Genomic DNA, 23028 nt, shown 5'->3' with positions numbered 1-23028 from the left:
TTTTCATGGTCCTTGCTATAGTTCTTAACATCTTTATGCCGGACAAAGAATATTCGGAATCTGAAAACCGCATGCTGGCTCAGGCTCCGGAATTCTCTCTGACCAATCTGGCCAGCGGCAAATTTATGACGGATATGGAAGATTATGTCACCGACCAGTTCGTTTTCCGGGACCAGTGGATCAATCTGAAGGTCCTGGAGGATATGGCCCTGGGAAAAAGAGAGTCTAACGGTGTCTATATAGGAAAGCAGGGATATCTTATGCAGGTTCCTGAAAATAATATAGATGATGATTCTGTAAACGATAACTTAAATGCCATCCGGGAATTCGCCCAGCGCCATGAAGACGTGAATACGGTTATGAGTCTGGTTCCCAATGCTGCCTATATTCTGGAACAGCTGACGCCTGCCAATGCGCCTGTCCGGGATCAATCCCAGGATATTGCCCTGGCAGAGGAAACTGTAGGTGATGTTCTTACCTTTGTGGATCTGACAGAAACCATGTCCTCTCATCGGGACGAGGCTATTTATTACAAAACAGACCACCATTGGACCAGTCTGGGGGCCCGGTATGCCTTTGACACCATTTACAGCGCCCTTGGGATTTCAGAGCCGGCACAGGACTATACCGTTTACCCTGTATCTCATACCTTTTCCGGAACCCTGGCCTCCAAAAGCGGATATGACAGATCTCGGGACACCATTGACATCTATGTTCCCCAGGATGTAAGCACCGAATATGTAGTAAACTATGTGGAAGAGGGCGAAAAAACTGCTTCCATGTACGAAAGCAGGGCTTTGGAGCAAAAAGATCAGTATGAAGTGTTCTTCGGAGGAAACCACAGCCGGATCGACATCACCACTCCTGTAGAGGAAAACAAAAACCTCCTGATTTTTAAAGACTCTTACGCAAACTGCTTTATCCCTTTTTTCCAGCCTTACTTCCGCAGTATTATTGTCATAGATCCCCGTTATTACTATGACGATGTGGATCGGCTGGTGACGGACAACAGCATCACAGATATTCTCTTCCTTTATAATGTGGATACTTTTATGACAGATACATCTCTGGCAGACAGCCTGGAGCCCATGCCGGAGTCCCAGACAGACAGCACAGCAAACGTAAGTGATTCAGAAGATGCTGGTGCTGCGGAAGATACAAACGGTACGACAGATACAAGCGATACGGAGAATGGACAGGCAGAAGGCGCAGATTCTAATGGTACTGATGCAGATGAGGAAGCGATTATTCCATAAAATCAGGAATTTTACTGCAAAAACGCCCGGCAGGTATTCTCTCATATTGGCATATAACAGTCTCTCGCCGGAAATATCAAAAAAGAACGGTTAAAATCTGATTTGCGTGATCTTAACCGTTCTTTTTTCTGCTCTATGCGGTTGAAATTGGAGTTTTTGAAAATTTAACCGTATTATTGGCTCCTGGATTTGCAGGTTCCTCTTACACTCGGACCCATACAGCCATTTCCCCTGGCGTGCGGTTGGTCCATGCATAGTAAGGAATAAATTTCAATTCTGCATCTTCGAACTGTTTTCCTGTATAAGTCCTGTACAGTCCTTCACCTTCCCATCCATGAGAAGAAACACGTTTGCCTTCCGCCTTGATGGTCACTACTCCTTTCAGCAGTTCCGGCTGGAATTCTGTGCAAAATTTCGGTTCTTCCTTCAGATAAATCTGCTGGAGCTGAGGCCCATTGTCTGCTTCTTCCAGACAATAGACCAGAGGTCCTCTCATAACCGCAGCCTTACCGATATCTTCTCTGACTTTCGGGTTGGCTTCTACCAGTCGAACCGGCATATCCATTTCCAAAAGAATATTATCTTCATTTTTCCATACTTTGTTCAGCAGAACATAGCCTTTTTCCGGAACAGCTTCCACTTCTTCTCCGTTAATCTTCAGGCTGCAGCTGCTGCACCAGCCGGGAATCCTCAGGGCCAGAGTAAACTCTGTATCCTCCTGATTTTCTATAGTAATCTTTACCTGACCATTCCAGGGGTAATCTGTCTCAAAAGTAATCTGATTTTCTCTGCCGTTTTTTCTTGTATTCAGGACTCCTCCCGTATACAAGTTTACATAAAGTTCATGTTCATTTTCCTCAAAAGCATATCCTGCCAGAGATGACAACAGTCTGGCAATGTTTGGCGGACAGCAGGCACAGCCAAACCATTTCTGTCTTACAGGTTTCACATGGCGCTTATGGTAATCCTTCTCACAGGCCTCTGGAACAACCTCCAGGGGATTCACATAGAAAAAGCTCTTTCCATCCAGAGACATGCCGCTGATCACCCCATTATACAGGGCTCTTTCCATCACGTCTGCATATTTTCCATCTTTGGTGATCTCAAACATTCTTCTGGCAAAGAAGATCAGACCAATAGCCGCACAGGTCTCTCCGTAAACAGTATCATTAGGCAGATCATAGTCAAAGGTAAAAGCCTCTCCATGCTCTGTAGCCCCAATGGCTCCTGTCACATACATCTGACGGTTCACAATGTTCTCCCACAGCTTTTCACAGGCTGCAAAAAGTTCCTGGTCTTCTGTTCTGGCAGCCACCTCTGCCATTCCGGAATACAGATATACGGCTCTTACTGCATGGCCTTCTGCCTTATCCTGGTCCCGCACTGGCTTTCCTGCCTGATAATACTGCTTTTGCATATAAGTATCATCCCAGAAGCATTTATTCCCATTCTTTTCACACTCCTGGTCAAAAAACAAAGGCTGCTGACCTCTCTGGTCAATAAAATATTTTGCCAGCTTCAGATGCTTCTCATCTTTCGTGATATCATACAGGGCGCAGAGGGCCATCTCTGCTACCTCATGGCCTGGATACCCGGGGATCTTGCCGTCTTCCATGCCAAGATGGTCATAGACGCAGTCTGCATAGCCGATAGCAATATCCAGGAATCGCCTTTTTCCTGTAGCCTTATAATATGCTACTGCCGCCTCGGTCATATGCCCCAGACAGTACAGCTCATGATGATCCATAAGATTGGTAAATCTTTTTTCCAGACCATTGATAATATAGTAGGTGTCCAGATATCCGTCAGGCTGCTGGGCCTTTCCAATCAGCTCAATCGTCTCGTCTGCAGTTTTCTCCAGTTCCTCATCTGGGTGCCACATCAGGGAATATGCCACTGCTTCCAGCCACTTATAAACATCACTGTCCTGGAAGACCATGCCCTGGAAAGTTCCTTTCTCAAGCCCCGCAGCTACCCGGAAGTTCTGGATGCAATAACTAGGTTCCGCATTTTCAATCCGGTCATTTAGAGCCTCCCACTGATACGGGATCACATGATTTCTGATAAGTTCCATATATTCTTTCCAGAAGCGGTCCTGGATTTTCATATGGTCTGGCGCTACAGGTTTTAATTTTTTCTCAAACATTTTCCTTCTCCTTTCTTTTAAGGTGGACATTTTACCTTGTCCTGTTTTTTCACTAATGGTATTATAGTTTATATAAAACCTTTAAAACAACTGACATTCTTAAAGAAAGGGTGGACAAATCCAAGATGTTATATTGTACTGCAAAAGCCTCTTTTCCTGCTGAATTTCTCTCCTGCGGCAATCTGGTAAGTGACGGAGGCTTTCTCCACCAACGCCGGTGTATCGACGCCTTTGTACTGATCCTGGTCTGCCGGGGAACACTCCATATAAATCAGAGCGGCAGGAACATAGATGTTCACGAAAATGAAACCCTGCTTCTTTTCCCCTGCCAGATCCACTACGGTTATGCCCCCAGTGAAGGAAAGCTTTCCTATTATTGGGTGCATTTTCATATGACAGATCCGGAAAGCCGGATCATTTCCAAAAAAGAGCTGTTAAACTTCCGTAAAGACCGGTCCAATCCCCTTTTATCTCCTTTTTCTCCTTCCGCAGAAGCTTTTATCCTTCCTGAATCCGGAAGGCTCTCTATGGAAAAACGGAGCCATCTTCTCTTTGTCCAGCTCCTGGATATTGCAAAGAGAGAAAACTACCAATCTTCCTGGAAGACCAGATACGCTTTGAATCTGCTTTTGCTGGAGCTCTCCTCCGAAAGCCTTTCTCTGGACCGCATCCTGGAAGACCAGGCTCCCGGAAAGCTCCTGGATATAATCGAATGGATCCGCAGCCATTATGACCAGCCGGTTACTGTAGAGGAACTTGCGGCCCGCTGTCATTATCATCCCACCTATCTTACTTCTCTTATGAAAAAATATACCGGCTATTCTGTTAATACTTATGTAAATCACATAAGACTGTCCGCCGCCAAGAATCTTCTCTGTCAGGGAGAATTCCTGTCTGTATCCGCCATTGCCCATACCTGTGGTTTTCCAGATGAGAAATACTTCATGCGTCTGTTTAAAAAACAGGAAGGAATGACCCCAGGCCAGTACCGTCAGGCTTTCCGCCAGAAAAGTATTAATGCAAGATAGTCTGAATTTTCTTGTATCTCCCTCGCTTTAATGTTATAATTTATTAATACATTAAATTAAACACTTTTTAGACAAAGGGGGACTGTTATTATGAGTATTGAAAAGGAACAGGTTCTTCAGGCTCTGGAAAAACATTACCACAAAGCCGTAGCTCTCAGTCTGGACCTTTCGGATCATCCGGAGCTGCCCTATGAAGAATATGAATCCAGCCGAAAAATCGCTGAAATCCTGAAAGAAGCTGGCTTCCAGGTAACCTATCCCTATGCAGGGTATGATACAGCTTTTTGTGGTTATCTGGACAACGGCCAAGGGCCCTCCGCTGCTTTATTAGTAGAGTATGACGCTCTTCCCGGAATCGGTCACGGCTGCGGCCATAATCTCCACGGAGCCTTGTCTGTTCTGTCTGGTCTCGGACTTATGGAACTGAAAGATTCTTTTAAGGGAAAGCTCTATGTCATCGGAACTCCCGCCGAAGAAGAAAACGGGGCCAAAATTGGGATGGCTGAGCAGGGAATTTTTGACGGCATGTCTCTGGCAGCCATGATGCACAGTACAGCAGGAGGACTCTCTGTTCCGGATATGGACGAGCTCAGCCTCCGTTGCTATGTGGTAGATTTCCATGGAAAAACTGCTCACGCAGTAGGGGCTCCCTGGGAGGGAAAAAGTGCCCTGGCTGCCGGAAGAAAATTTCTGGACCTTATTGATGCCAGACGTGAATGCTTCACCCCAGATGTCCATGTAAACTCTGTGATACTGGATGGAGGCAAAGCACCGAATATCATCCCTGACTTCTGCCAGATTCGCATGGAATTCCGCACAGATTCCATGAAAAAACTGGAGGTCATGGACGAAGCTATCCGCAAGTGCGCCAACGCTGCTGCTATGGCTTTGGACTGTACGGTCACTCTGACTCCAGGGCTTTCTGATTTCTTTGACATGGTGCGCACTGTTCCTCTGGAAAATACTGTGGCCCAGCTTCTGGAAAAATACGGTGAAAAAGTAGGACCTATAGAAGCCCCTTCCGGCTCCTCAGACGTGGGAAATGTCAGCTACCGCTGTCCGGCAATCCAGCCTCTCATTGCGGTCACGGAAGAAACAATGGCTCTTCACACCACAGAATTCCGTAATGCCTGCCGTACAGAGGCCGCTCATCAGGCTATGCTTTCAGGGGCAGCCGTGCTGACGGAGCTTTTCCTCAAAATTTATAATGAGCCGGAATTCTGTGAAAAAGTAAAAGAATCCTGGGAAGCCGCCCTTAGTCGAAAGAAAGGGTAAAAGCTGAAGAAAATCAAAAAAGATCGGAGTATTATTCATATGGAAAGAAAAGTAAAAAAGAAATTTCACCTGCCTCACATCTATGTGCTGCTGGTGAGCTTTATCATTGTATGTGCTGTAGCCACCTGGATTCTTCCTGCCGGGGAATTTGACCGGGAGGCAAATGAATCTGGAACAGAACTGGTAGTTCCGGGAACCTATCATGAAGTTGAACAATCTCCTGTTGGGCCTTTTGAAGCCGTAAAATCTATCTACGAAGGCATGGTAGCAGGAGCAGATGTTGTTTTCTTCGTATTCGTGGCCTACGCTTCTATCGGATTAATCATTGCCTCAGGGGCCTTTAATGGCCTTGTAGCCTGGATGCTGCGGATTCTAAAGGGAAATGCCCGAGTCATTATCATTCCTATTTTTATTACCCTTATCGGAGCCGCTTCTTCCAGTATCGCCGTATTTGAAGAAATGTTTCCCTTCATCCCTATATTCGTAGGAATTGCCATTGCCATGGGATATGATGCCATTGTAGGACTGGCCATTGTGGCTCTGGGTACTGGTCTTGGGTACAGCGGCTCTATTATGAATCCTTTCACCGTAGGCATGGCCCAGGAAATTGCCGGAGTTCCCCAGCTTTCCGGTTCCGGATACCGGCTGATCTGCCATCTGGCTATGATCCTGGTGGCTTCTATATTTACTATCCGCTATGCTTTAAAGATCCAGAAAGATCCTACTAAGAGTCTGGTCTACGGCGATGATTTCAGTCATCTTGCCATGTCAGAAGATGATGTACATAAGCATCCCTTCGGTATCCGTGAAAAAGGCGTTCTGGCTGTTCTGGTAGCCGGTATCGTAGTGATCGTCTGGGGTGTAAAAGTCCAGGGCTGGGGCTTCGGAGATATTGCAACCACCTTCCTGATCATGGGCGTCATAAGTTCCTTTATCATGGGCTGGGGACCTAATACCATTGCAGAGAAAATGGCCAACGGCTTTAAAGATATTGCCGTAGCCTGCCTGATGATCGGTATTGCCCGGGGTATCCTGGTGATCCTTCAGTCCGGTCATATTATCGATACTGTAGTATACGGACTGTCCATCCCTCTGACCAACCTTCCGGGCTGGCTTTCTTCCATAGCCATGCTGATCGTTCAGACTCTGATCAATTTCCTGATCCCTTCCGGCTCCGGACAGGCAGTGACTAGTATGCCCATTATGGCGCCTCTGGCTGACCTGGTAGGTATTTCCCGTCAGACCTCTATCCTGGCGTTCCAGTTTGGCGACGGATTGTCCAACGTCCTCTGGCCTACGGCTTCTGCTCCGATCATCTGCGGTATTGCTGGAGTAAAAATCGAAAAATGGTGGAAATGGTTTGTTCCCCTTTTCCTGTTAATCCTCCTTACCCAGGCAGTTCTGGTGGCAGTTTCAACTGTTGTTTGGCCTGTATGATATGAAAGGGGCTGTCGCATTAGTCATATGTCTCATAAAATACAAAAATATTCCTGATATATGACTAATGGGGCAGTTTCTTATTATTTTATAGTTTACATACATTCTCCGGCTTTCCTTCCAGATAAGCAAACACATTCTGGAAGACGATCTCTGCTCTTCTCAGCATAGATTCCTCAGAAATAAATGCCTGATGAGGCGTCAGCAGAGTATTCTTCCCATGAAGGAGAGGGTAATCCTCCGGAATCGGAGGCTCCATGTCAAAAACATCCACACAGGCAAAGCCCAGCTTATCCTCATTTAACGCTTCTGCCAGAGCCTTATTATCCACAATGGGGCCTCTTGCACAGTTGATAAACACAGCGTCACTCTTCATTTTTCCGATTTTTTCTTTATCAATAAATCCTCTTGTCTCATCATTTAAAGGCAGGTTCAGAGAAATGATGTCGCTTTCTGACAGTACTTCATCCAGAGACCGATACTCAATTCCCATGTCAATGGCCTTCTGAGACTGACTTCTGTTATAGGCGATCACCTTTGCCCCAAAGGCCTGGAAAAGTTCCGCTGCTCTGGTTCCGATCTGTCCCAGCCCGATGATTCCCACCGTTCTTCCACAGATTTCTCTGCCGCCGATTCCCGCACTGGTGCCTCCTTTTCTCACTACATCATTGGCTTTTGCCACGTTTCGTAAAGCGTCTACTGCAAATCCCAGGATCAGTTCTGCCACAGTCTCGTTAGAATATCCTGCTGCGTTACACACAGTCACACCTTTTTCTTTGCATGCTTTGGTTCCTACATGATCGATTCCTGTAAATGCTACAGAGATCATCTTTAAGTCCTCAGATGCGGCAACTACTTCATCCTTATATGGGTGATTGGCGATCATAACGATCTCACAGCCTTTAGAACGCTCCTTCAGCTCCTCCGGATCTGTGGTCACCGTATCATAGCTTACAAATTCATGGCCCAGGCTGCGGATCTTATCGCCATATGCCTGAATGGTCTCTTCTGGTACTCCGATAGGTTCTAATAATGCGATTTTCATACTTCTGTTCCTCCTAATTTTCAGACTTCCAATGTATTTAAAAAATCTGACAAATCTTTTCTCTTATTTTAGCAAAAAGAACAGGAGTGCGCCAGTAGTTCTTCTACTGGTCCTAAACTCTTCCATGCCAAAAATGAGAATTTTTTAAATCTCTTGTCTCACTCCTATCTTTCCCCTTATAATAGGGATAGTCAAAGACTCTTGCGGCAGTCACCAAATGGACGTACAAGCATGCCCGCAGGAATAAAGATTTAATAAGGAAGTCCCCTATGAAACCAGAAGGATACTATACCTCGGGACAGTTTGCCAAAATGGCCCGCATTTCTGTGCGTACTGTCCGTTTTTATGACAAACAGAATATTTTAAAGCCTTCCTACGTCTCCCCGGCAGGATCCCGTTTCTATACAGATAAGGACTTTGCCCGGCTTCAGCAAATCCTGCTGCTGAAATATCTGGGTTTTTCCCTGGAAGATATCAAGGAAATGACCATCGACGACACAGACTATCACTTTACTCTGAATTCTCTCGCCCTCCAGCAGAAGCTGGTCCAGGACCGGATCGAACAGTTACAGCTTGTAGAAAAAGCTATAGAAGATACTACCAGGGAGATTCAGGAAAACCGCAGTATTAACTGGAGCCATATGCTGGATCTGATCCACCTTACAGGAATGGAAAAAAGTCTGAAAGGCCAGTATCTGAACTCAAAAAATATTTCTGACAGAATCCGGCTCCACAGCCTTTATTCTCAAAATAAAGAGGGGTGGTTCCCCTGGCTGTTCCGAATGTATCATATCCAGGAAAGAACGGATATCCTGGAGCTTGGGTGCGGAGACGGCTCCCTTTGGTCTCAGAACAAGGAAAAGATTCCAGAAAATATTTTTCTCACACTTTCGGATATCTCCGATGGTATGCTCAGAGACGCCAAGAGAAACCTGGCGGGAGGAGATCCCCGTTTTTCCTTTCAGGCTTTCGACTGCCAGGAAATCCCTTTCCCTGATGAAAGTTTTCACACAGTCATTGCCAATCACGTACTGTTTTACTGTGATGATCTGGATAAAACCTTAAAAGAGATCCGGCGGGTATTAAAGCCTGGCGGAATTTTCTACTGCAGTGCCTATGGAACCCAGCATATGTGTGAAATCAGCCGTCTGGTCCAGGATTTTGACAGCCGTATTATACTTTCTGCGGACAAGCTTTATGAAAAATTCGGCAAAGAAAACGGTCCTTCTATTCTCAGTCCTTATTTTTCAGATGTAGAGTGGCACCGGTATGAGGACAGTCTTCTGGTCACCCAGGCGGAGCCCCTTATAGCCTATATCCTGTCCTGCCATGGAAATCAGAATCAGTACATTCTGGACAGATACAAAGAATTCCGATCCTTTGTATCCAAAAAAACTGCCGATGGCTTCTATATCACCAAGGATGCCGGCTTTTTTGCCTGCCGCAGTAAGTCAAAAAACCCGATGCAGGCATCGGAGTATTAGACCCTCGCGGCAGTCGCCAAATGGACATGCGAGCATGCCCGCTTGGCTCGTTGCTCGCGGGAATAAAATATTTCTTAAAATTGGAAAATAGGGGTTGAAGGTGACGTAACGTCATCTTATATAATAGATTTAACATAAGGTCAGGAGCCTTAATCCTAATCTTATGAACATATCCGTTTATAATCGACAGCTTATGGAAAACTAAAGAACAAAAATAACTAATATACAAAGGAGATTATCTCATGAAAGGTATTATTCTTGCCGGCGGTTCAGGAACCCGCCTTTACCCTTTGACCATGGTAACATCCAAGCAGCTGCTGCCAATTTATGACAAGCCTATGATCTACTATCCTCTGTCTGTTCTCATGAACGCAGGGATCCGGGATATCCTGATCATTTCTACCCCTCAGGACACTCCCCGGTTTGAGGCTCTTTTAGGAGACGGCCACCAGTTTGGCGTTGAACTCTCCTATGCCGTACAGCCCAGTCCTGACGGACTGGCTCAGGCCTTTATCATCGGCGCAGACTTTATTGGAAATGACTGCGTAGCCATGGTTCTGGGAGACAACATTTTTGCGGGCCACGGCCTGAAGAAAAGGCTGAAAGCAGCTGTAGAAAATGCAGAAATGGGCAAAGGCGCCACAGTATTCGGTTACTATGTAGACGATCCGGAGCGTTTCGGTATCGTAGAGTTTGATGAAAACGGAAAGGCCATCTCCATTGAAGAGAAACCGGAACATCCAAAGAGCAACTACTGCGTTACCGGACTGTATTTCTATGACAATAAGGTTGTAGACTATGCGAAAAACTTAAAACCAAGCCCCAGAGGAGAACTGGAGATCACAGATCTGAACCGTATCTATCTGGAGGCCGGACAGCTAAATGTAGAGCTCCTGGGACAGGGCTTTACCTGGCTGGACACTGGTACTCATGAAAGCCTGGTAGAAGCCACCAACTTTGTAAAGACCATGGAAGACCATCAGCACAGAAAAATTGCCTGCCTGGAAGAGATTGCCTACTTAAACGGCTGGATCACCAAAGACGATGTTATGAAGGTATATGAAGTCCTGAAGAAAAATCAGTACGGCCAGTATTTAAAAGACGTTCTGGACGGCAAATATCTGGACAGCCTCCACTGATTTCCCGGAATTCTTCTTAAAACAGTTTTCCGGATGAGCGGGTTTTTGTCATAAATCCGCTTTATTAAAAATATCATTATAAAAGGAGAACCATTATGACCATTATTGTTACCGGCGGAGCCGGATTTATCGGAAGCAACTTTATTTTCCATATGCTGGACAAGTATCCGGACTATCGGATCATCTGTCTTGACTGTCTGACTTATGCAGGAAACCTTTCTACTCTTGCCCCTGTTATGGACAATCCTAATTTCCGTTTTGTAAAAGAAAGCATTACTGACAGAGAAGCCGTATATAAATTATTTGAAGAAGAGCATCCGGACATGGTGGTAAACTTTGCCGCTGAAAGTCACGTAGACCGTTCCATTGAAAATCCGGAAGTATTCCTGGACACCAATATCAAAGGAACTGCCGTACTTATGGACGCCTGCCGGAAATACGGGATCCAGCGTTATCATCAGGTATCTACAGACGAAGTTTACGGAGATCTGCCTCTGGACCGTCCGGACCTGTTCTTTACAGAAGAAACCCCTATCCACACCAGCAGCCCTTACAGCTCCTCCAAGGCAGGAGCCGACCTTCTGGTACTGGCTTACCACCGTACCTATGGCCTGCCTGTGACCATCAGCCGCTGCTCCAATAACTATGGACCTTACCATTTCCCGGAGAAGCTGATCCCTCTGATGATCGCCAATGCTTTAAATGACAAGCCTCTTCCTGTATATGGAAAAGGTGAAAATGTAAGAGACTGGCTGTATGTGGAAGACCACTGCAAAGCTATCGACCTGATCATCCACAAAGGCCGTGTAGGAGAGGTCTACAACATCGGCGGCCACAACGAAATGAAAAACATTGACATTGTAAAACTGATCTGCAAGGAACTTGGCAAACCGGAAAGCCTGATCACTTACGTTGCAGACCGGAAGGGTCACGACATGCGCTATGCTATTGACCCAACCAAGATCCACAACGAGCTGGGCTGGCTGCCGGAGACCAAGTTCGCAGACGGCATCAAGAAAACCATCAAATGGTATCTGGAAAACAGAGAATGGTGGGAAACTATCATCTCCGGTGAATACCAGAATTATTATGAAAAAATGTATGGAAACAGATAGGAGGACATGCTCATGAAAGTATTAGTTACAGGTGTTGCCGGCCAGTTAGGCCATGACGTGATGAACGAACTTGCAAAGAGGGGCTATGAAGGCATTGGATCAGATATTAAAGATACTTACAGCGGTATCCCAGACGGCACCGCCGTTGTAACTATGCCTTATGTTCCCATGGATATCACGGATAAAGCTTCTGTAGAAAAAGTATTAAAAGAAGTAAATCCCGACGTAGTGGTACACTGCGCTGCCTGGACTGCCGTAGACCTGGCAGAAGATGAAGATAAAAAAGAAACTGTCCGGAAAGTCAATGCCGACGGCACCAGAAATATTGCCCTGGTGTGCAAAGACCTGGGCTGTAAGATGGTTTACATCAGCACCGACTACGTCTTCGACGGCCAGGGCACCCAGCCCTGGGAGCCGGACTGCAAGGATTACAAGCCGCTTAATGTGTACGGAGAGACCAAGCTGGCCGGAGAACTGGCAGTTTCCGAAAACCTGGAAAAATATTTCATTGTCCGTATTGCCTGGGTATTCGGCAAGAACGGCAAGAACTTCATTAAGACCATGCTGAATCTTGGAAAAACCCACGATCAGCTCCGGGTAGTCAGCGACCAGATCGGCACTCCGACTTACACTTTGGATCTGGCCGTACTGCTGGTAGATATGATTGAAACAGAAAAGTATGGCTACTACCACGCTACTAACGAAGGCGGCTACATCAGCTGGTATGATTTCACAAAAGAAATCTTCCGTCAGGCTATTGAAGCCGGCCACAAAGAGTATGAAAAGGTGACCGTAACTCCTGTGACCACAGAAGAATACGGCGTGTCCAAGGCAAAACGGCCTTTCAACAGCCGTCTGGACAAAAGCAAGCTTACTGCCAACGGCTTTAACCTTCTTCCAACCTGGCAGGATGCAGTGAAACGCTACCTGGCTGAAATTGAATTTTGATGCTGTCAAGAATCAGGATTCTTTGTTCCGGCAGAATTTTTATCAAATTTATCACAGAACTTTATATAAATAAAGGAGGATTTCATGGGACAGATCAAAGTAACTAAATGCCCTATTGAAGGGCTTTGCATCATAGAACCTGCTGTTCACGGCGATGACAGAGGTTATTTTATGGAAACCTATAATCAGAAGGACATGGAGGAGGCAGGCCTTACTATGAACTTTGTCCAGGACAACCAGTCCTGCTCCACAAAGGGTGTATTAAGAGGCCTTCATTACCAGAAGCAGTTCCCCCAGGGCAAACTGGTCCGGGTCATCAAAGGAAAGGTCTTTGATGTGGCGGTAGATCTTCGGACCCACAGCGAAACCTACGGCAAATGGTTCGGCGTAGAGCTTTCTGAAGAAAACAAAAAGCAGTTCTACATTCCCCAGGGCTTTGCCCACGGCTTCCTGGTACTCAGCGATGTGGCCGAGTTCTGCTATAAATGCACAGACTTCTACCATCCCGGTGACGAAGGGGGCATGGCCTGGAACGATCCGGAAATCGGTATTGAGTGGCCGGAAGTTACCGGAGAATATAAAGGTACTGCTTCTGCTGAGGGATATTGCTTAAAGGATGGAACGCCGTTGAATTTAAGTGAAAAAGATCAGAAGTGGGCAGGATTTAAGGATACTTTTAAGTTCCAGTAAAAGACTATGCCATAAAGTCCGGACTTTTCTAAAGCTACGGTACTTTATGGCATAATTTTTCTTTCCGGCACAGATTGTTTTTAAGTGCCAGGTCTTATATATTGAACATGATATTTGCATATAGTTCTTTCAGAAACCATCTGTAATGTTCTGCGCGCCTTTGCAGAACTCTTCCAGGCTGATTTCCTCCAGGACATATCTCTGGAACAAAGCGCCCATAGAAGTAATATCTTCCATAGTATTTCTGGAAAAAGGCCTTTCCTTCAGTTCTGTATTTTCCACATACTCTCTCAACTGCTCAAATCCGGGAATGTCCAGATCTTCCTCTCTGATAATGTCCAGTCTTACCGGAAGCCGGTTCATATATTCTGCGTAGGCAATGCTTCCTTCACGGCTGGCCGCATATTTCAGAAAACGGATAGCCGCCTCCTTATTCGCCGAAGATTTATTCAGGATATACTGCCAGGCCGCTATATTGGTAACATTTTCTTTGAACCTGGGCAGGGGTGCAAGCTGTATGAAGTCTTCCCTGTATGCGCCTGCCCGCACAAACATATCCAGTGTTCCGCTATAGACAAAGATGCTGGCGTAGGTTCCTTCCAGAAATTTTTGTTCCAACTGTTCATATTGGTCCGTTATCTGCTCTATGGGCGTCTGCTCTTTTTTCACAATATCCGCCAGAAAGGTAAGAGCTTCCCGGGTAGACGGGCTGTTCCAGTCATAATAACTGCCGCCAAAAAAATTAATAAATTCGGAAAGTTCATTATATACATAAGCGCTGTCCCATGCGCTTCCGTATCCATAGCGTCCCTCACCGAAGTCCGTCTCCAGAAGGCGCTGGAAATCTTCCTGGGTCCTGATCTCCATATCGCCGATCATGCTTTTATTGACCCAGAATACCATAATATCCATATAATATGGCACAGAATACACCTTCCCGTCCAGCATAGCGATATGCTCCATATAACTTTCCGGATAACAGGAAAGAATGTCTTCCGTCATTACTGTATCATTCAGCGGTTCCAGATAACCTTTATATTTAAATTCACTGACCATTTCATCATTTACTGAAAAAATATCCACAGAATCCTCTCCGGCAGAGAGTATGGTAGATACCTCCGCCTGCCGGTTATCTGCATTTTCCGGATAAGAAACAATATGGATTTTCAGATCCAGATCTTTTTCAGCCTGATCAATGAATTTCTGAAATTCCGGATAATCTGCATCTACATGCATGATCGTAATCTCATTTTGGCCGCTCTTTCCAGTTTCCGGTATTTTTTCTTCTCTGGCTTTTTCTGAACAGCCGATCCCTGTTCCCAGCAGACAGCTGCAAAACAGAATCCCCAATACATATTTTTTCAACTTCTGCTCCTTATCTGGGCCACCTGTCTTCTTTCTTCAGCATCGGGCCGAAAGGATTATGAGGCTCTGCCTGATACCAGTAGGCCACGCTGGCCACATCATCCTGCCTTTCAAAAAGTCCTCTGTATCCCACTCCGATCTGCTGGATCGTTACTTTCAGATCTTCCTCAAAACAGATGGGATCCTGAATATGCCACCTGTAAAATCCCCGCATAGGCATACAGTCGTCATTGTGGTAAAGATTATGGATTTTCTCATCATGACTGGAATAGTAGGGATATCCCATATATGGCGTACAATAATTCTGCTCTACTGTTTTTCCGTTTATCTGCTTTGCAAAACTCCAGGAACCGCCGAAATAGTCCTCTGTCCCTGTACCGCAGATAGTGGGATACTCTTCATCTCCGTCAATATAAAATTTGATCTCACCTTCTCCCCACCAGTATCTCTCCAAAGTCGTAAGGGCCATGTAGGTTCCTACATAATGGCCTTTCCCCTTTACCTGATCCAGTATCACATAGTCCTTTTGCAGCTGGGTGATCTTCTCTCTTCTCCACTGTGCGTGAAAATATGCGATGTCTGACGGGAAAGGGTCCTGATAAAGCCCATAGTCAATCTGATAGAAAAACGCCGGTATTTCATTGGCATGCTGATTTTCCAGAGTGATCCTGGCCTTTTTATTAAAAGGCATCTGGAAATAACAATTCAGCCCACGGCTGGGCACAGCAGCTACCGGCAGGGAATTTACGATACATTCCTCACCGAAACCGCAGCAGAAAAAGTCTCCCAGAGGCGTTTCTACCGACGGGCTTTCCTCATCATCCCAATACATCCGCAGCACCAGGTCTCGGAGTACAAAACGGTCTGCCTCTGTGGTCTTATCCGTTACTGTGATCCAGATATGATGGATCATTCCCGGTCCCTGGATCTCTGCCAGAGTTACCGTGTCCCCACTCTTGATATTTCTAAGGCAGGGACTTCCCTTTCTGGACGGCCCCAGTTCACTGGCGGTCATCCCTCCTTTTCCTTTTTCACCCGTTGGGTTCTCTGCGTTTATAGACCTGCTTTTCTCATGCCTTGCAAATGGCAGAGAAGACAGGCTTCCTCCAAATATTTGATTCATTCTGTTTTCCTCCCATATATGATCATGCTTTCACTCCTCCTGCCATTATACCATCCATAATCTGTTTCTCAAAGACTGCTACAAAGATAATGATCGGAAGCAGGATGATCCATCCCATAGCGCTTACCAGATCCCAGGGAACTCCATACATATTATCCCGCAGCGGAAGCTGTACAATGGATACGGATAAAACCTGTATATTATTGGAATAATACAGCGGTGTGAAAAAGTTATTCAGACAGGTTATGAAATTAATGATACAGACCGTAGCGATGGCAGGACGCATAAGAGGCAGCACGATCAAAAAAAGCCTCTGTATAAAATTAGCGCCATCAATAGCCGCAGCTTCTTCAAGAGATACCGGGATCTCTGAAGCAAAGTTTTTCAGGATCAGCACAGTAAACGGAATCACCGCACTGATATATAAAATGATCAGACCTATATAGGTATCATATAGTCCCACCGTTCTCATAAATTCGTACAAAGGTCTGGCGGTCACAACCTCCGGTATAAGCATAGTGGCGATCACAAAAGCAAAAGCCAGTGATACCCCTTTTGATGTAAACCTGGCAAAACCATAGGCTGCCATGCAGCACAAAATTGTCCCTACGATAAGTGTGATCCCTACGATCAATATTGTATTCCCTATCTTTTCTAAAAGCCCTACATTCTCGATCAGAAATAAATAGCTTTCCAGTGTAGGATGGTCCGGCAGATAATCAATGGGGGTTTTAAAAAGTTCTCCTGATGGAGTAATGGATGAAATAAAGATCCAGTATACAGGAAACAAGATGATAAATGCTACGACGGCAAATAAAACCCATCTTCCTACCGTTATCAATCCTCTGTATACTTTATATTTTGCGTTATCCTGCATTCTTAACCCTCCCGTCAATCCGATATCTTACTGATAAACCGCATATTAATAAAACTGAACAGAGCCATTACCATAAACAGCATAACTGCTAATGTAGCCGCATAACCTACATTCAGATTTGTAAAGGCTTCCGTAGTAATGCGGTAGGCGATCAAAGCTGTATCCTCTCCCGGTCCTCCAGATGTCATGGCATAAACAAGGTCGAAACTGGTCAGTCTCCAGAGCGTGAAGGGTATACATAATGTCAAAACATTTCTTGCGATCAGCGGAAGTGTGATCCTGAAAAAGCACTGGATCCCGTTCGCTCCATCTACCCTGGCTGCTTCATAAATATCTTCGGATATAAACTGAAGACCCGACAGTACTAAAATAGCGAAAAACGGCAGATCCTTCCACAAATCTACTGCAATAACCGCAGATCTTGCTGATTCTGTATGGATCAGCCAGTTAAACTGAAAATCTGAAAAAAATCTCCGGACAAAATCATTGATCAGTCCATAGTCATTATTAAAAGCCCATTTCGCCGCCATTCCGGCTACAACAGTAGGCATAGCCCAGGGGATCAGGACAATCGTCCTCAGGAAGCGGCGTCCTTTAAATTTCATATTGAGTATCAAGGCCAGCGCTACTCCCAGCAGTATATGGAAAAACATAGATACTACAACAAACATAACTGTAAAAATCACAGATGTCTGAACCTTCGCATCTTTAAATACATTTATATAATTTGCCAGTCCTACAAATTCATCGACCCCGGCTAAAATCTTAATATCAAAAAAACTGTTCTTTATTGTAACCAGAATCGGGTATAGCGTGGTAAATCCTCTGATAAGTACAACCGGTAAAATCAAAACCCAGGGAATCCACTTCATTGCTTTTTTACTTACGGCCATATCCTTTCCTCCTTTTCTCCGCTTCTGTAAGTAAGGCTGCCACATTTCTGCGGCAGCCTGCTGTTTCCCTTACTCGCTGTACTTATCAACCAGTTCCTGGGCATTCGTGCAAAATTCGTCTACAGAAATATCTCCCTGCATACAGGATTGGAAAATCGTTCCCATATCTGTAATGAATTCCATGGTCTGAGGAAGCATAGGACGTCCTGAAACTGTACACTCCGTAGCATATCTGCTATACATTTCTTTTGCAGGATCTGAATCCGGAACGATCTTTTCTGCCACGTCCGTTCTGGCCGGATACCGGTCAAAACATTCATAAGATGCTTTCATTCCGCCTTCATCTGCCATATACTGAAGGAATTTAATAGCCGCCTCTTTATTCTTAGAAGCTGAGTTTAATACATAGTTCCAGGAATCTGTGAAGACATATCTGCTTCCATCCTCTGTAAAGGACGGAACCATAGCCATATGGATCTTATCTGCTCCCAGCATACCTGCAGATTCATAATCCGTTCCGAGTCCCCACATAAACCAGCATCCGTATTTTCCATCATTGGCTTTCGGATTCATCTGTTCATATTTATCTGCGATCTGATCGATAGGCGTCTGTCCATTCTGGACCATATCATAAAGGAACTGAATCGCTTCTTTATTTTCTTCTTTCGTCCAGTCGAAATAATCTCCTCCGAACATATTGACAAATTGGGCGATCTCATTAAAAACATATGTTTTCTCCCAGGATCCTCCATATCCGTACCGTCCGTCACCTGAGACAGCTTCCATATACTTCATGAAGTCTTCCTTTGTGTCAATTGAGGTAATTCCCACTTCATCCATGATCTCCTGGTTTACCCAAAAGGCCAGATATCCTGTGTATCCGGGTACTCCGATAATATTTCCGTCTTTGTCTGTGATCATATTTTCCACATAGCCCTTGGCGAAATTATCAACAATATCTTCTGTCATAACTGTATCGTTGAGTCCTTCCAGCCAGCCGGAATTTTTAAACGCAGAACTCATCTCATCATTGATCTCTATGATATCTACGGAAGCATCGCCGGTAGATAATATAGTGGTGATTTTCTGCTGGCGGGTGTCAGAATCCGTAGGCGCTGCGATCACATTAATATTCAGTCCCGTAGCTTCTTCTACGTTATCGAGCCACTGATCAAATTCCGGGTCTGTTGTATTAATGCTATATAAGGTCAGATCGTACGCCTCATCTGAAGTACCGCTCCCTTCTCCTGATCCGGCGTCGCCGCCGCTTTCGGAACTGCCGTTTCCGCAGCCCGCAAGCATACTTGCTGCCATGACTGTGGCAAGTAACATACTCACAACTTTCTTTCTCATGTTTTCCTCCTATCCGGGCGTTCTTCTCTATTCCCGCCGCCCTTTGTTTTTGATGTACTCAGAATAACAAAAAGCTGTTTTTTTCAAAATACAATATTTTTCGATTCGTTTATATTATTTTTATCTTTATTGAATCCTGTTTTTCTCTCTTTTATAATAAAACTCATAGATGTATCTATATATTTAGGAGGTTTTTATGAAAAAAAACAGGATGCTCTCTGGCAAATGGCGTTCTCACTTTCAGGCCAAACTGCTATGTGCTTTTTTATTATGCACGTTTATCCCTTTATGTATTATTGGAGGGATCTCTTACTCTGTATCCTATCATATTGCAGAACAGAGGATCCTGAACGCATCTATATCCTCTGACGAGCAGCTGAATATGCAGATCAACGAGCGTCTGTCCCATGTAGAAAGTGTGGCAAATGCTCTGCAGTACGATATGTATACATTAGGACAATCGGATTCTACAATGGAATATTTATCTGCCCTGACAGATATCAGAAATGATGTTTCCCTTTTCAAATCCACTTTTAATTTGTATTACGCCTGTATTTTTCTTCCCTCGGACCGTCTGGGCGCTAATGAACGTCTCTACTTCTTTCCCCTTGAGGAATTTGAGGAGTATGATGTTCCGGAAACAGCCCTGGAGAATCCCGGCACATCTTCTATCTGGTTTTACCAGAAAAATGTGTCTGTTCCATTATTGATCTCCGGCACAGAAGAAAGCCGAAACTGTATTGCCTGCTGCCGTATTTTAAAAGATACAGAGACAAAAGAAATCGCCTATGCTTATATTATTTTTCTGGATATCTCTGAATTTTCCGGTTATCTGGAGGAATCCTTTGCTGACAAAAATCTGTCCAGCTATATTCTGACCGATCAGGGGACGATCATCGCGCACAATACCCCTGTCAATCCGCCTGGAGCAGACGAGGCACTTCTCTCACAGTTAAAAGAAAGCTCCAGTCAGATCCTCTATAAAGACAATATTACCTATCATTGCGTACAGCTTCAGAACGGCTGGTATCATATCACGGAAATCCCGGATTCTTATATTCAGGAAAATGTACAGGTATTGATACAGTCCATTTTGATCACCCTGCTTTGTTCTCTGCCTTTAACGCTGCTTGTGATCATTGCGATCTCCGGAAAATTAACAAAAAAGATACGGCTCTTATCACGGGCTATGGAACATCTGACTCTTGATTCTCCCAAAGAAGATCTGTCAGAACTGATCCCTCCCGGAAAAGACCCGGAAACTTATGATGAGATTGACCGTCTGGGACTGACTTTTCAGAAAATGCAGCTGTCCCTGAAAGATAATATGCAGTCCATCCTGGACCTTTCCCTTACTGAAGAAAAGTTGAAGTACCAGCTGCTTCAATCACAGATCAATCCCCATTTTCTCTATAATATTCTGGGATCCATTCAGACCTGTCAGTCCATCGGAAAACTGGATATTGCAGATCAAATGCTGACAAATCTCACCCGGTTCTACCGGATGACTCTTAGAAAATCCAAAGACCTGATCACTATAAAGGATGAATTGGAAATTGCCCGTCTTTATCTGGAAATAGAGAAATTATGCCATAATGATAATCTGTCCTGGGAATTTGATCTAGAAGACGGCATTGAAAATTTCCTGATCTGTAAATTTACCCTCCAGCCTTTTCTGGAAAATTCCATTCTCCACGGACTTTCCCAGCGGGCTCCCCGGATTCATCTGCACATCGCCGCTGTATACGGGGAAGATACTGTAATTATCACCATTGAAGATAATGGGGTGGGAATCGGTGAAAAACAGCTGGAAGAACTAAGGCGTACCCTGGACAGCAAAGCCGTAAACTATGAAAAGCATTTCGGGATCGGCAATGTAAATAAAAGGATTTCCAGTCCCCACTTCGGAAACGGCCATATTTCCATTGAGAGCCGGTTATATCACGGAACAGTGATCACTATAGAATTTGATCAAATGGAGGAAGACTATGAAGAAAGTAATGATTGTTGACGACAATTCTCTCGCAGCAGAAGGTATTGAAAAAAATATAGACTGGCCGTCTCTGGATGCAGAAGTCTCTATTATTGAATACAACAGCCGCTCCGCTTTGGAAGCTATGAAAAGAACTTCCGTGGATCTGATCATTTCCGACATAGAAATGCCGGACCTTGACGGGATTTCCATGTGTAAACTGGCCCTGTCCATAAATCCTATGGTTAAGATCATCCTGGTCAGCGCCTATGATAAATTTGAATACGCCAAGCGTGCCATACGCCTGGGAGCCTATGATTATATTGAAAAACCTCTGGACTATCCCTATCTTACCGAAAAAATCCAGAACGCCTTCTTACAATTAGATAAGATCCGGAAAAACCAGGAATTGCTCAGAGCCAGCCGTCCTTTGATGACCGATAAATTTTTTGACGACCTCCTCCATTATCCGGGAGAAGATCCAAAACTCCGCCTGGGAGACTTTCTGGAATACCTGGATCTAAAAACAGATTATGATTATTTTATCGTACTTGTCCTGGAGGCCGAATATACCGGGGAAACCGACAACCGCCCGGACTTCGCCCAATTCCAGATGGAATTATTGAATATTCTGGATCTTCTGAAAGAAAAATTCCATGGATTCAGCTACTTTCATTATCTGACAGATGCTGAGGAGATTACCTGTATCTTAGGCGGCAGCAGCCATTCCCGCCGAAAGTTTCTTCAGTCTGTACATAACACAGTAGAAGATATCACAAAGTCCTACAATAATTTTCATTACACTTTGAATATCGGTCTGGGAAGCGCAGTAGATAATATCTGGAGACTCCCGGCTTCTTTCGCCAGTGCTTCCCGGGCGTTAAAATACCGGTTCTTTTTTCCTCACAAAAATATTTTTGACGCAAAAGACGCCCTTGGAAAGGAATTCAGTCTTTTATCTTTTTCTGAGGCTTCCGAAGAAGAACTGATCCGGCTGATCTGTTCCAAAGAGGACGACGCCATTGAAAACTGGCTGAAAGCCTTTTTCCAGCAGCTTACCAGCCAGGTACAAGACAAAAATATGATCTTTATCCGCATTTATTCTCTGCTGGGACGTATCCTGAAATTTCTCTATGAAATGAACCTGGAGACTGCTGATCTGGAGAAAGAAATCCTGGAAGTATATAAGCATTTTGATTCCTTCCGGACCTATGAGCAATTTGTAGTCTGGATCAAAAAGCTCTGTGTTATGGCTTACCGGAAACTGGATTCTTCCATGGAAAACTATCATAATCAAGTATACAATGTCGCCATGGGATATATAAAAGAAAATTTTGAGCACAGCAGCCTTTGCCTAAACGACATCGCCCAGCATGCCAATATCTCGCCGGCTTATCTGAGTACGCTTTTCAAAAAAGTCTCTGGACAGAGTATCAGCGACACCATTGCAGCCCTCCGGATTGAAAGCGCCTGCCGTTATCTTTCCTCTACAAACCTTTCTCTGAAAGAGATCAGCAGCAAATGCGGATATGCAAACCAATACTATTTCAGTAACAGCTTTAAGAAAAAGCTGGGGGTATCTCCATCAGTTTATAGAGAGCAGCAGCCAAGGCCTTTGCCGGAAAAAGAAATTTCCCCAAACAATGGTGATATACAATGACTGAAAAGAAAAATAACAGACTGCAAATTCGAAACAGCACGGTAGATTTGCAAAAGGCAATCGCCAAAGCCTTTGCAGAAAGTGAATTTGAGCAGTACCGTATTATCCAAGACGGTCTGTATCAGAGTAATTTTGGTCGTCTTGTAGCCAGCACAAAGGAAGAAGACTAATGAAAAAAGCTATAAGAGAATCTCCTTCCTCCCGGGAGAGTTCTCTTATAGC

19 protein-coding genes are annotated in these 23028 nt (G+C 44.8%); 12 read left to right on the top strand and 7 right to left on the bottom strand.

Translation table 11 applies throughout. The features are described 5' to 3' along the window. Positions 1-35: 35 nt before the first annotated feature. A complete protein-coding gene (locus B5G33_RS08970) occupies positions 36-1256 on the top strand; it encodes a DHHW family protein (RefSeq protein WP_204247358.1) in 1221 nt (406 codons plus the stop codon). 202 nt (positions 1257-1458) lie between these two features. Here B5G33_RS08970 and B5G33_RS08965 read toward each other — a convergent pair whose 3' ends face one another. Continuing rightward, on the bottom strand, positions 1459-3402 hold the full coding sequence (locus B5G33_RS08965; protein WP_087417406.1) for a glycoside hydrolase family 127 protein: 1944 nt from the start codon (positions 3400-3402) through the stop codon (positions 1459-1461). A gap of 125 nt (positions 3403-3527) precedes the next feature. Here B5G33_RS08965 and B5G33_RS08960 point away from each other — a divergent pair, with 125 nt between their 5' ends. From B5G33_RS08960 to B5G33_RS08950, 3 genes are all read left to right on the top strand, one after another. Then, positions 3528-4430, top strand: a complete 903-nt coding sequence (locus B5G33_RS08960) for an AraC family transcriptional regulator (RefSeq protein WP_087417405.1) — start codon at positions 3528-3530, stop codon at positions 4428-4430. A 90-nt stretch (positions 4431-4520) separates the two neighbouring features. After that, the gene (locus B5G33_RS08955; RefSeq protein WP_087417404.1) at positions 4521-5705 is read left to right on the top strand and encodes an amidohydrolase; all 1185 of its coding nucleotides are present in this window, start codon (positions 4521-4523) and stop codon (positions 5703-5705) included. Between the two features lie 39 nt (positions 5706-5744). Further along, entirely contained in the window at positions 5745-7142 is a 1398-nt protein-coding gene (locus B5G33_RS08950) for a YfcC family protein (RefSeq protein WP_087417403.1), read from the top strand. 88 nt (positions 7143-7230) lie between these two features. Here the strand turns inward: B5G33_RS08950 and B5G33_RS08945 are convergent, their stop codons facing one another. Then, complete coding sequence (locus tag B5G33_RS08945; RefSeq protein WP_087270851.1) at positions 7231-8187, bottom strand: 2-hydroxyacid dehydrogenase; 957 nt, start codon at positions 8185-8187, stop codon at positions 7231-7233. Positions 8188-8456: 269 nt separating this feature from the next. Here B5G33_RS08945 and B5G33_RS08940 point away from each other — a divergent pair, with 269 nt between their 5' ends. The 5 genes from B5G33_RS08940 (at position 8457) to rfbC (ending at position 13563) form a co-directional block, all read left to right on the top strand. Next, positions 8457-9671: a MerR family transcriptional regulator gene (locus B5G33_RS08940; RefSeq protein WP_087270848.1), complete on the top strand. Its 1215-nt coding sequence runs from the start codon at positions 8457-8459 to the stop codon at positions 9669-9671. A 242-nt stretch (positions 9672-9913) separates the two neighbouring features. Beyond that, positions 9914-10810 (top strand): glucose-1-phosphate thymidylyltransferase RfbA, encoded by an 897-nt coding sequence (gene rfbA / locus B5G33_RS08935; protein WP_087270845.1) that lies wholly within the window; start codon positions 9914-9916, stop codon positions 10808-10810. 95 nt (positions 10811-10905) lie between these two features. Further along, on the top strand, positions 10906-11925 hold the full coding sequence (rfbB, locus tag B5G33_RS08930; RefSeq protein ID WP_087417402.1) for a dTDP-glucose 4,6-dehydratase: 1020 nt from the start codon (positions 10906-10908) through the stop codon (positions 11923-11925). A 12-nt stretch (positions 11926-11937) separates the two neighbouring features. Continuing rightward, a complete protein-coding gene (gene rfbD / locus B5G33_RS08925; RefSeq protein ID WP_087417401.1) occupies positions 11938-12873 on the top strand; it encodes a dTDP-4-dehydrorhamnose reductase in 936 nt (311 codons plus the stop codon). Between the two features lie 84 nt (positions 12874-12957). Continuing rightward, complete coding sequence (gene rfbC, locus B5G33_RS08920) at positions 12958-13563, top strand: dTDP-4-dehydrorhamnose 3,5-epimerase (RefSeq protein ID WP_087417400.1); 606 nt, start codon at positions 12958-12960, stop codon at positions 13561-13563. Between the two features lie 129 nt (positions 13564-13692). Here rfbC and B5G33_RS08915 read toward each other — a convergent pair whose 3' ends face one another. The 5 genes from B5G33_RS08915 to B5G33_RS08895 form a co-directional block, all read right to left on the bottom strand. Continuing rightward, on the bottom strand, positions 13693-14928 hold the full coding sequence (locus B5G33_RS08915) for an extracellular solute-binding protein (RefSeq protein WP_242974615.1): 1236 nt from the start codon (positions 14926-14928) through the stop codon (positions 13693-13695). Positions 14929-14938: 10 nt separating this feature from the next. Continuing rightward, a complete protein-coding gene (locus B5G33_RS08910) occupies positions 14939-16051 on the bottom strand; it encodes a glycoside hydrolase family 172 protein (protein WP_087417399.1) in 1113 nt (370 codons plus the stop codon). Between the two features lie 22 nt (positions 16052-16073). Next, a complete protein-coding gene (locus tag B5G33_RS08905) occupies positions 16074-16928 on the bottom strand; it encodes a carbohydrate ABC transporter permease (RefSeq protein WP_087417398.1) in 855 nt (284 codons plus the stop codon). Between the two features lie 14 nt (positions 16929-16942). Continuing rightward, positions 16943-17821, bottom strand: a complete 879-nt coding sequence (locus tag B5G33_RS08900) for a carbohydrate ABC transporter permease (RefSeq protein ID WP_087417442.1) — start codon at positions 17819-17821, stop codon at positions 16943-16945. Between the two features lie 69 nt (positions 17822-17890). Continuing rightward, entirely contained in the window at positions 17891-19174 is a 1284-nt protein-coding gene (locus B5G33_RS08895; protein WP_087417397.1) for an ABC transporter substrate-binding protein, read from the bottom strand. 196 nt (positions 19175-19370) lie between these two features. Between B5G33_RS08895 and B5G33_RS08890 the strand changes: the two genes are divergently transcribed. Genes B5G33_RS08890 through B5G33_RS08880 form a run of 3 tightly spaced genes read left to right on the top strand, consistent with a single transcriptional unit; the run spans position 19371 to position 22976 of the window. Continuing rightward, positions 19371-21185, top strand: a complete 1815-nt coding sequence (locus B5G33_RS08890; RefSeq protein WP_087417396.1) for a sensor histidine kinase — start codon at positions 19371-19373, stop codon at positions 21183-21185. After that, positions 21163-22806: a response regulator transcription factor gene (locus tag B5G33_RS08885; RefSeq protein WP_087417395.1), complete on the top strand. Its 1644-nt coding sequence runs from the start codon at positions 21163-21165 to the stop codon at positions 22804-22806. Before B5G33_RS08890 ends, B5G33_RS08885 begins: the two co-directional genes overlap by 23 nt. Continuing rightward, a complete protein-coding gene (locus B5G33_RS08880) occupies positions 22803-22976 on the top strand; it encodes a hypothetical protein (RefSeq protein ID WP_330396669.1) in 174 nt (57 codons plus the stop codon). The genes B5G33_RS08885 and B5G33_RS08880 overlap by 4 nt, the downstream gene beginning before the upstream one ends. Positions 22977-23028: the final 52 nt, after the last annotated feature.

Origin of the sequence: Blautia sp. An81 (genome assembly GCF_002161285.1) — a bacterium.
In the GTDB taxonomy this organism is placed as follows: domain Bacteria; phylum Bacillota; class Clostridia; order Lachnospirales; family Lachnospiraceae; genus Blautia; species Blautia ornithocaccae.
This window is presented reverse-complemented; position numbering and strand designations above follow the sequence as displayed.

Coding starts and splice junctions, on each gene's coding strand:
- B5G33_RS08970 (WP_204247358.1), top strand. CDS start 36: ATGCCGGACAAAGAATATTCGGAATCTGAAAACCGCATGCTGGCTCAG.
- B5G33_RS08965 (WP_087417406.1), bottom strand. CDS start 3,402: ATGTTTGAGAAAAAATTAAAACCTGTAGCGCCAGACCATATGAAAATC.
- B5G33_RS08960 (WP_087417405.1), top strand. CDS start 3,528: ATGTTATATTGTACTGCAAAAGCCTCTTTTCCTGCTGAATTTCTCTCC.
- B5G33_RS08955 (WP_087417404.1), top strand. CDS start 4,521: ATGAGTATTGAAAAGGAACAGGTTCTTCAGGCTCTGGAAAAACATTAC.
- B5G33_RS08950 (WP_087417403.1), top strand. CDS start 5,745: ATGGAAAGAAAAGTAAAAAAGAAATTTCACCTGCCTCACATCTATGTG.
- B5G33_RS08945 (WP_087270851.1), bottom strand. CDS start 8,187: ATGAAAATCGCATTATTAGAACCTATCGGAGTACCAGAAGAGACCATT.
- B5G33_RS08940 (WP_087270848.1), top strand. CDS start 8,457: ATGAAACCAGAAGGATACTATACCTCGGGACAGTTTGCCAAAATGGCC.
- rfbA (WP_087270845.1), top strand. CDS start 9,914: ATGAAAGGTATTATTCTTGCCGGCGGTTCAGGAACCCGCCTTTACCCT.
- rfbB (WP_087417402.1), top strand. CDS start 10,906: ATGACCATTATTGTTACCGGCGGAGCCGGATTTATCGGAAGCAACTTT.
- rfbD (WP_087417401.1), top strand. CDS start 11,938: ATGAAAGTATTAGTTACAGGTGTTGCCGGCCAGTTAGGCCATGACGTG.
- rfbC (WP_087417400.1), top strand. CDS start 12,958: ATGGGACAGATCAAAGTAACTAAATGCCCTATTGAAGGGCTTTGCATC.
- B5G33_RS08910 (WP_087417399.1), bottom strand. CDS start 16,051: ATGAATCAAATATTTGGAGGAAGCCTGTCTTCTCTGCCATTTGCAAGG.
- B5G33_RS08905 (WP_087417398.1), bottom strand. CDS start 16,928: ATGCAGGATAACGCAAAATATAAAGTATACAGAGGATTGATAACGGTA.
- B5G33_RS08900 (WP_087417442.1), bottom strand. CDS start 17,821: ATGGCCGTAAGTAAAAAAGCAATGAAGTGGATTCCCTGGGTTTTGATT.
- B5G33_RS08895 (WP_087417397.1), bottom strand. CDS start 19,174: ATGAGAAAGAAAGTTGTGAGTATGTTACTTGCCACAGTCATGGCAGCA.
- B5G33_RS08890 (WP_087417396.1), top strand. CDS start 19,371: ATGAAAAAAAACAGGATGCTCTCTGGCAAATGGCGTTCTCACTTTCAG.
- B5G33_RS08885 (WP_087417395.1), top strand. CDS start 21,163: ATGAAGAAAGTAATGATTGTTGACGACAATTCTCTCGCAGCAGAAGGT.
- B5G33_RS08880 (WP_330396669.1), top strand. CDS start 22,803: ATGACTGAAAAGAAAAATAACAGACTGCAAATTCGAAACAGCACGGTA.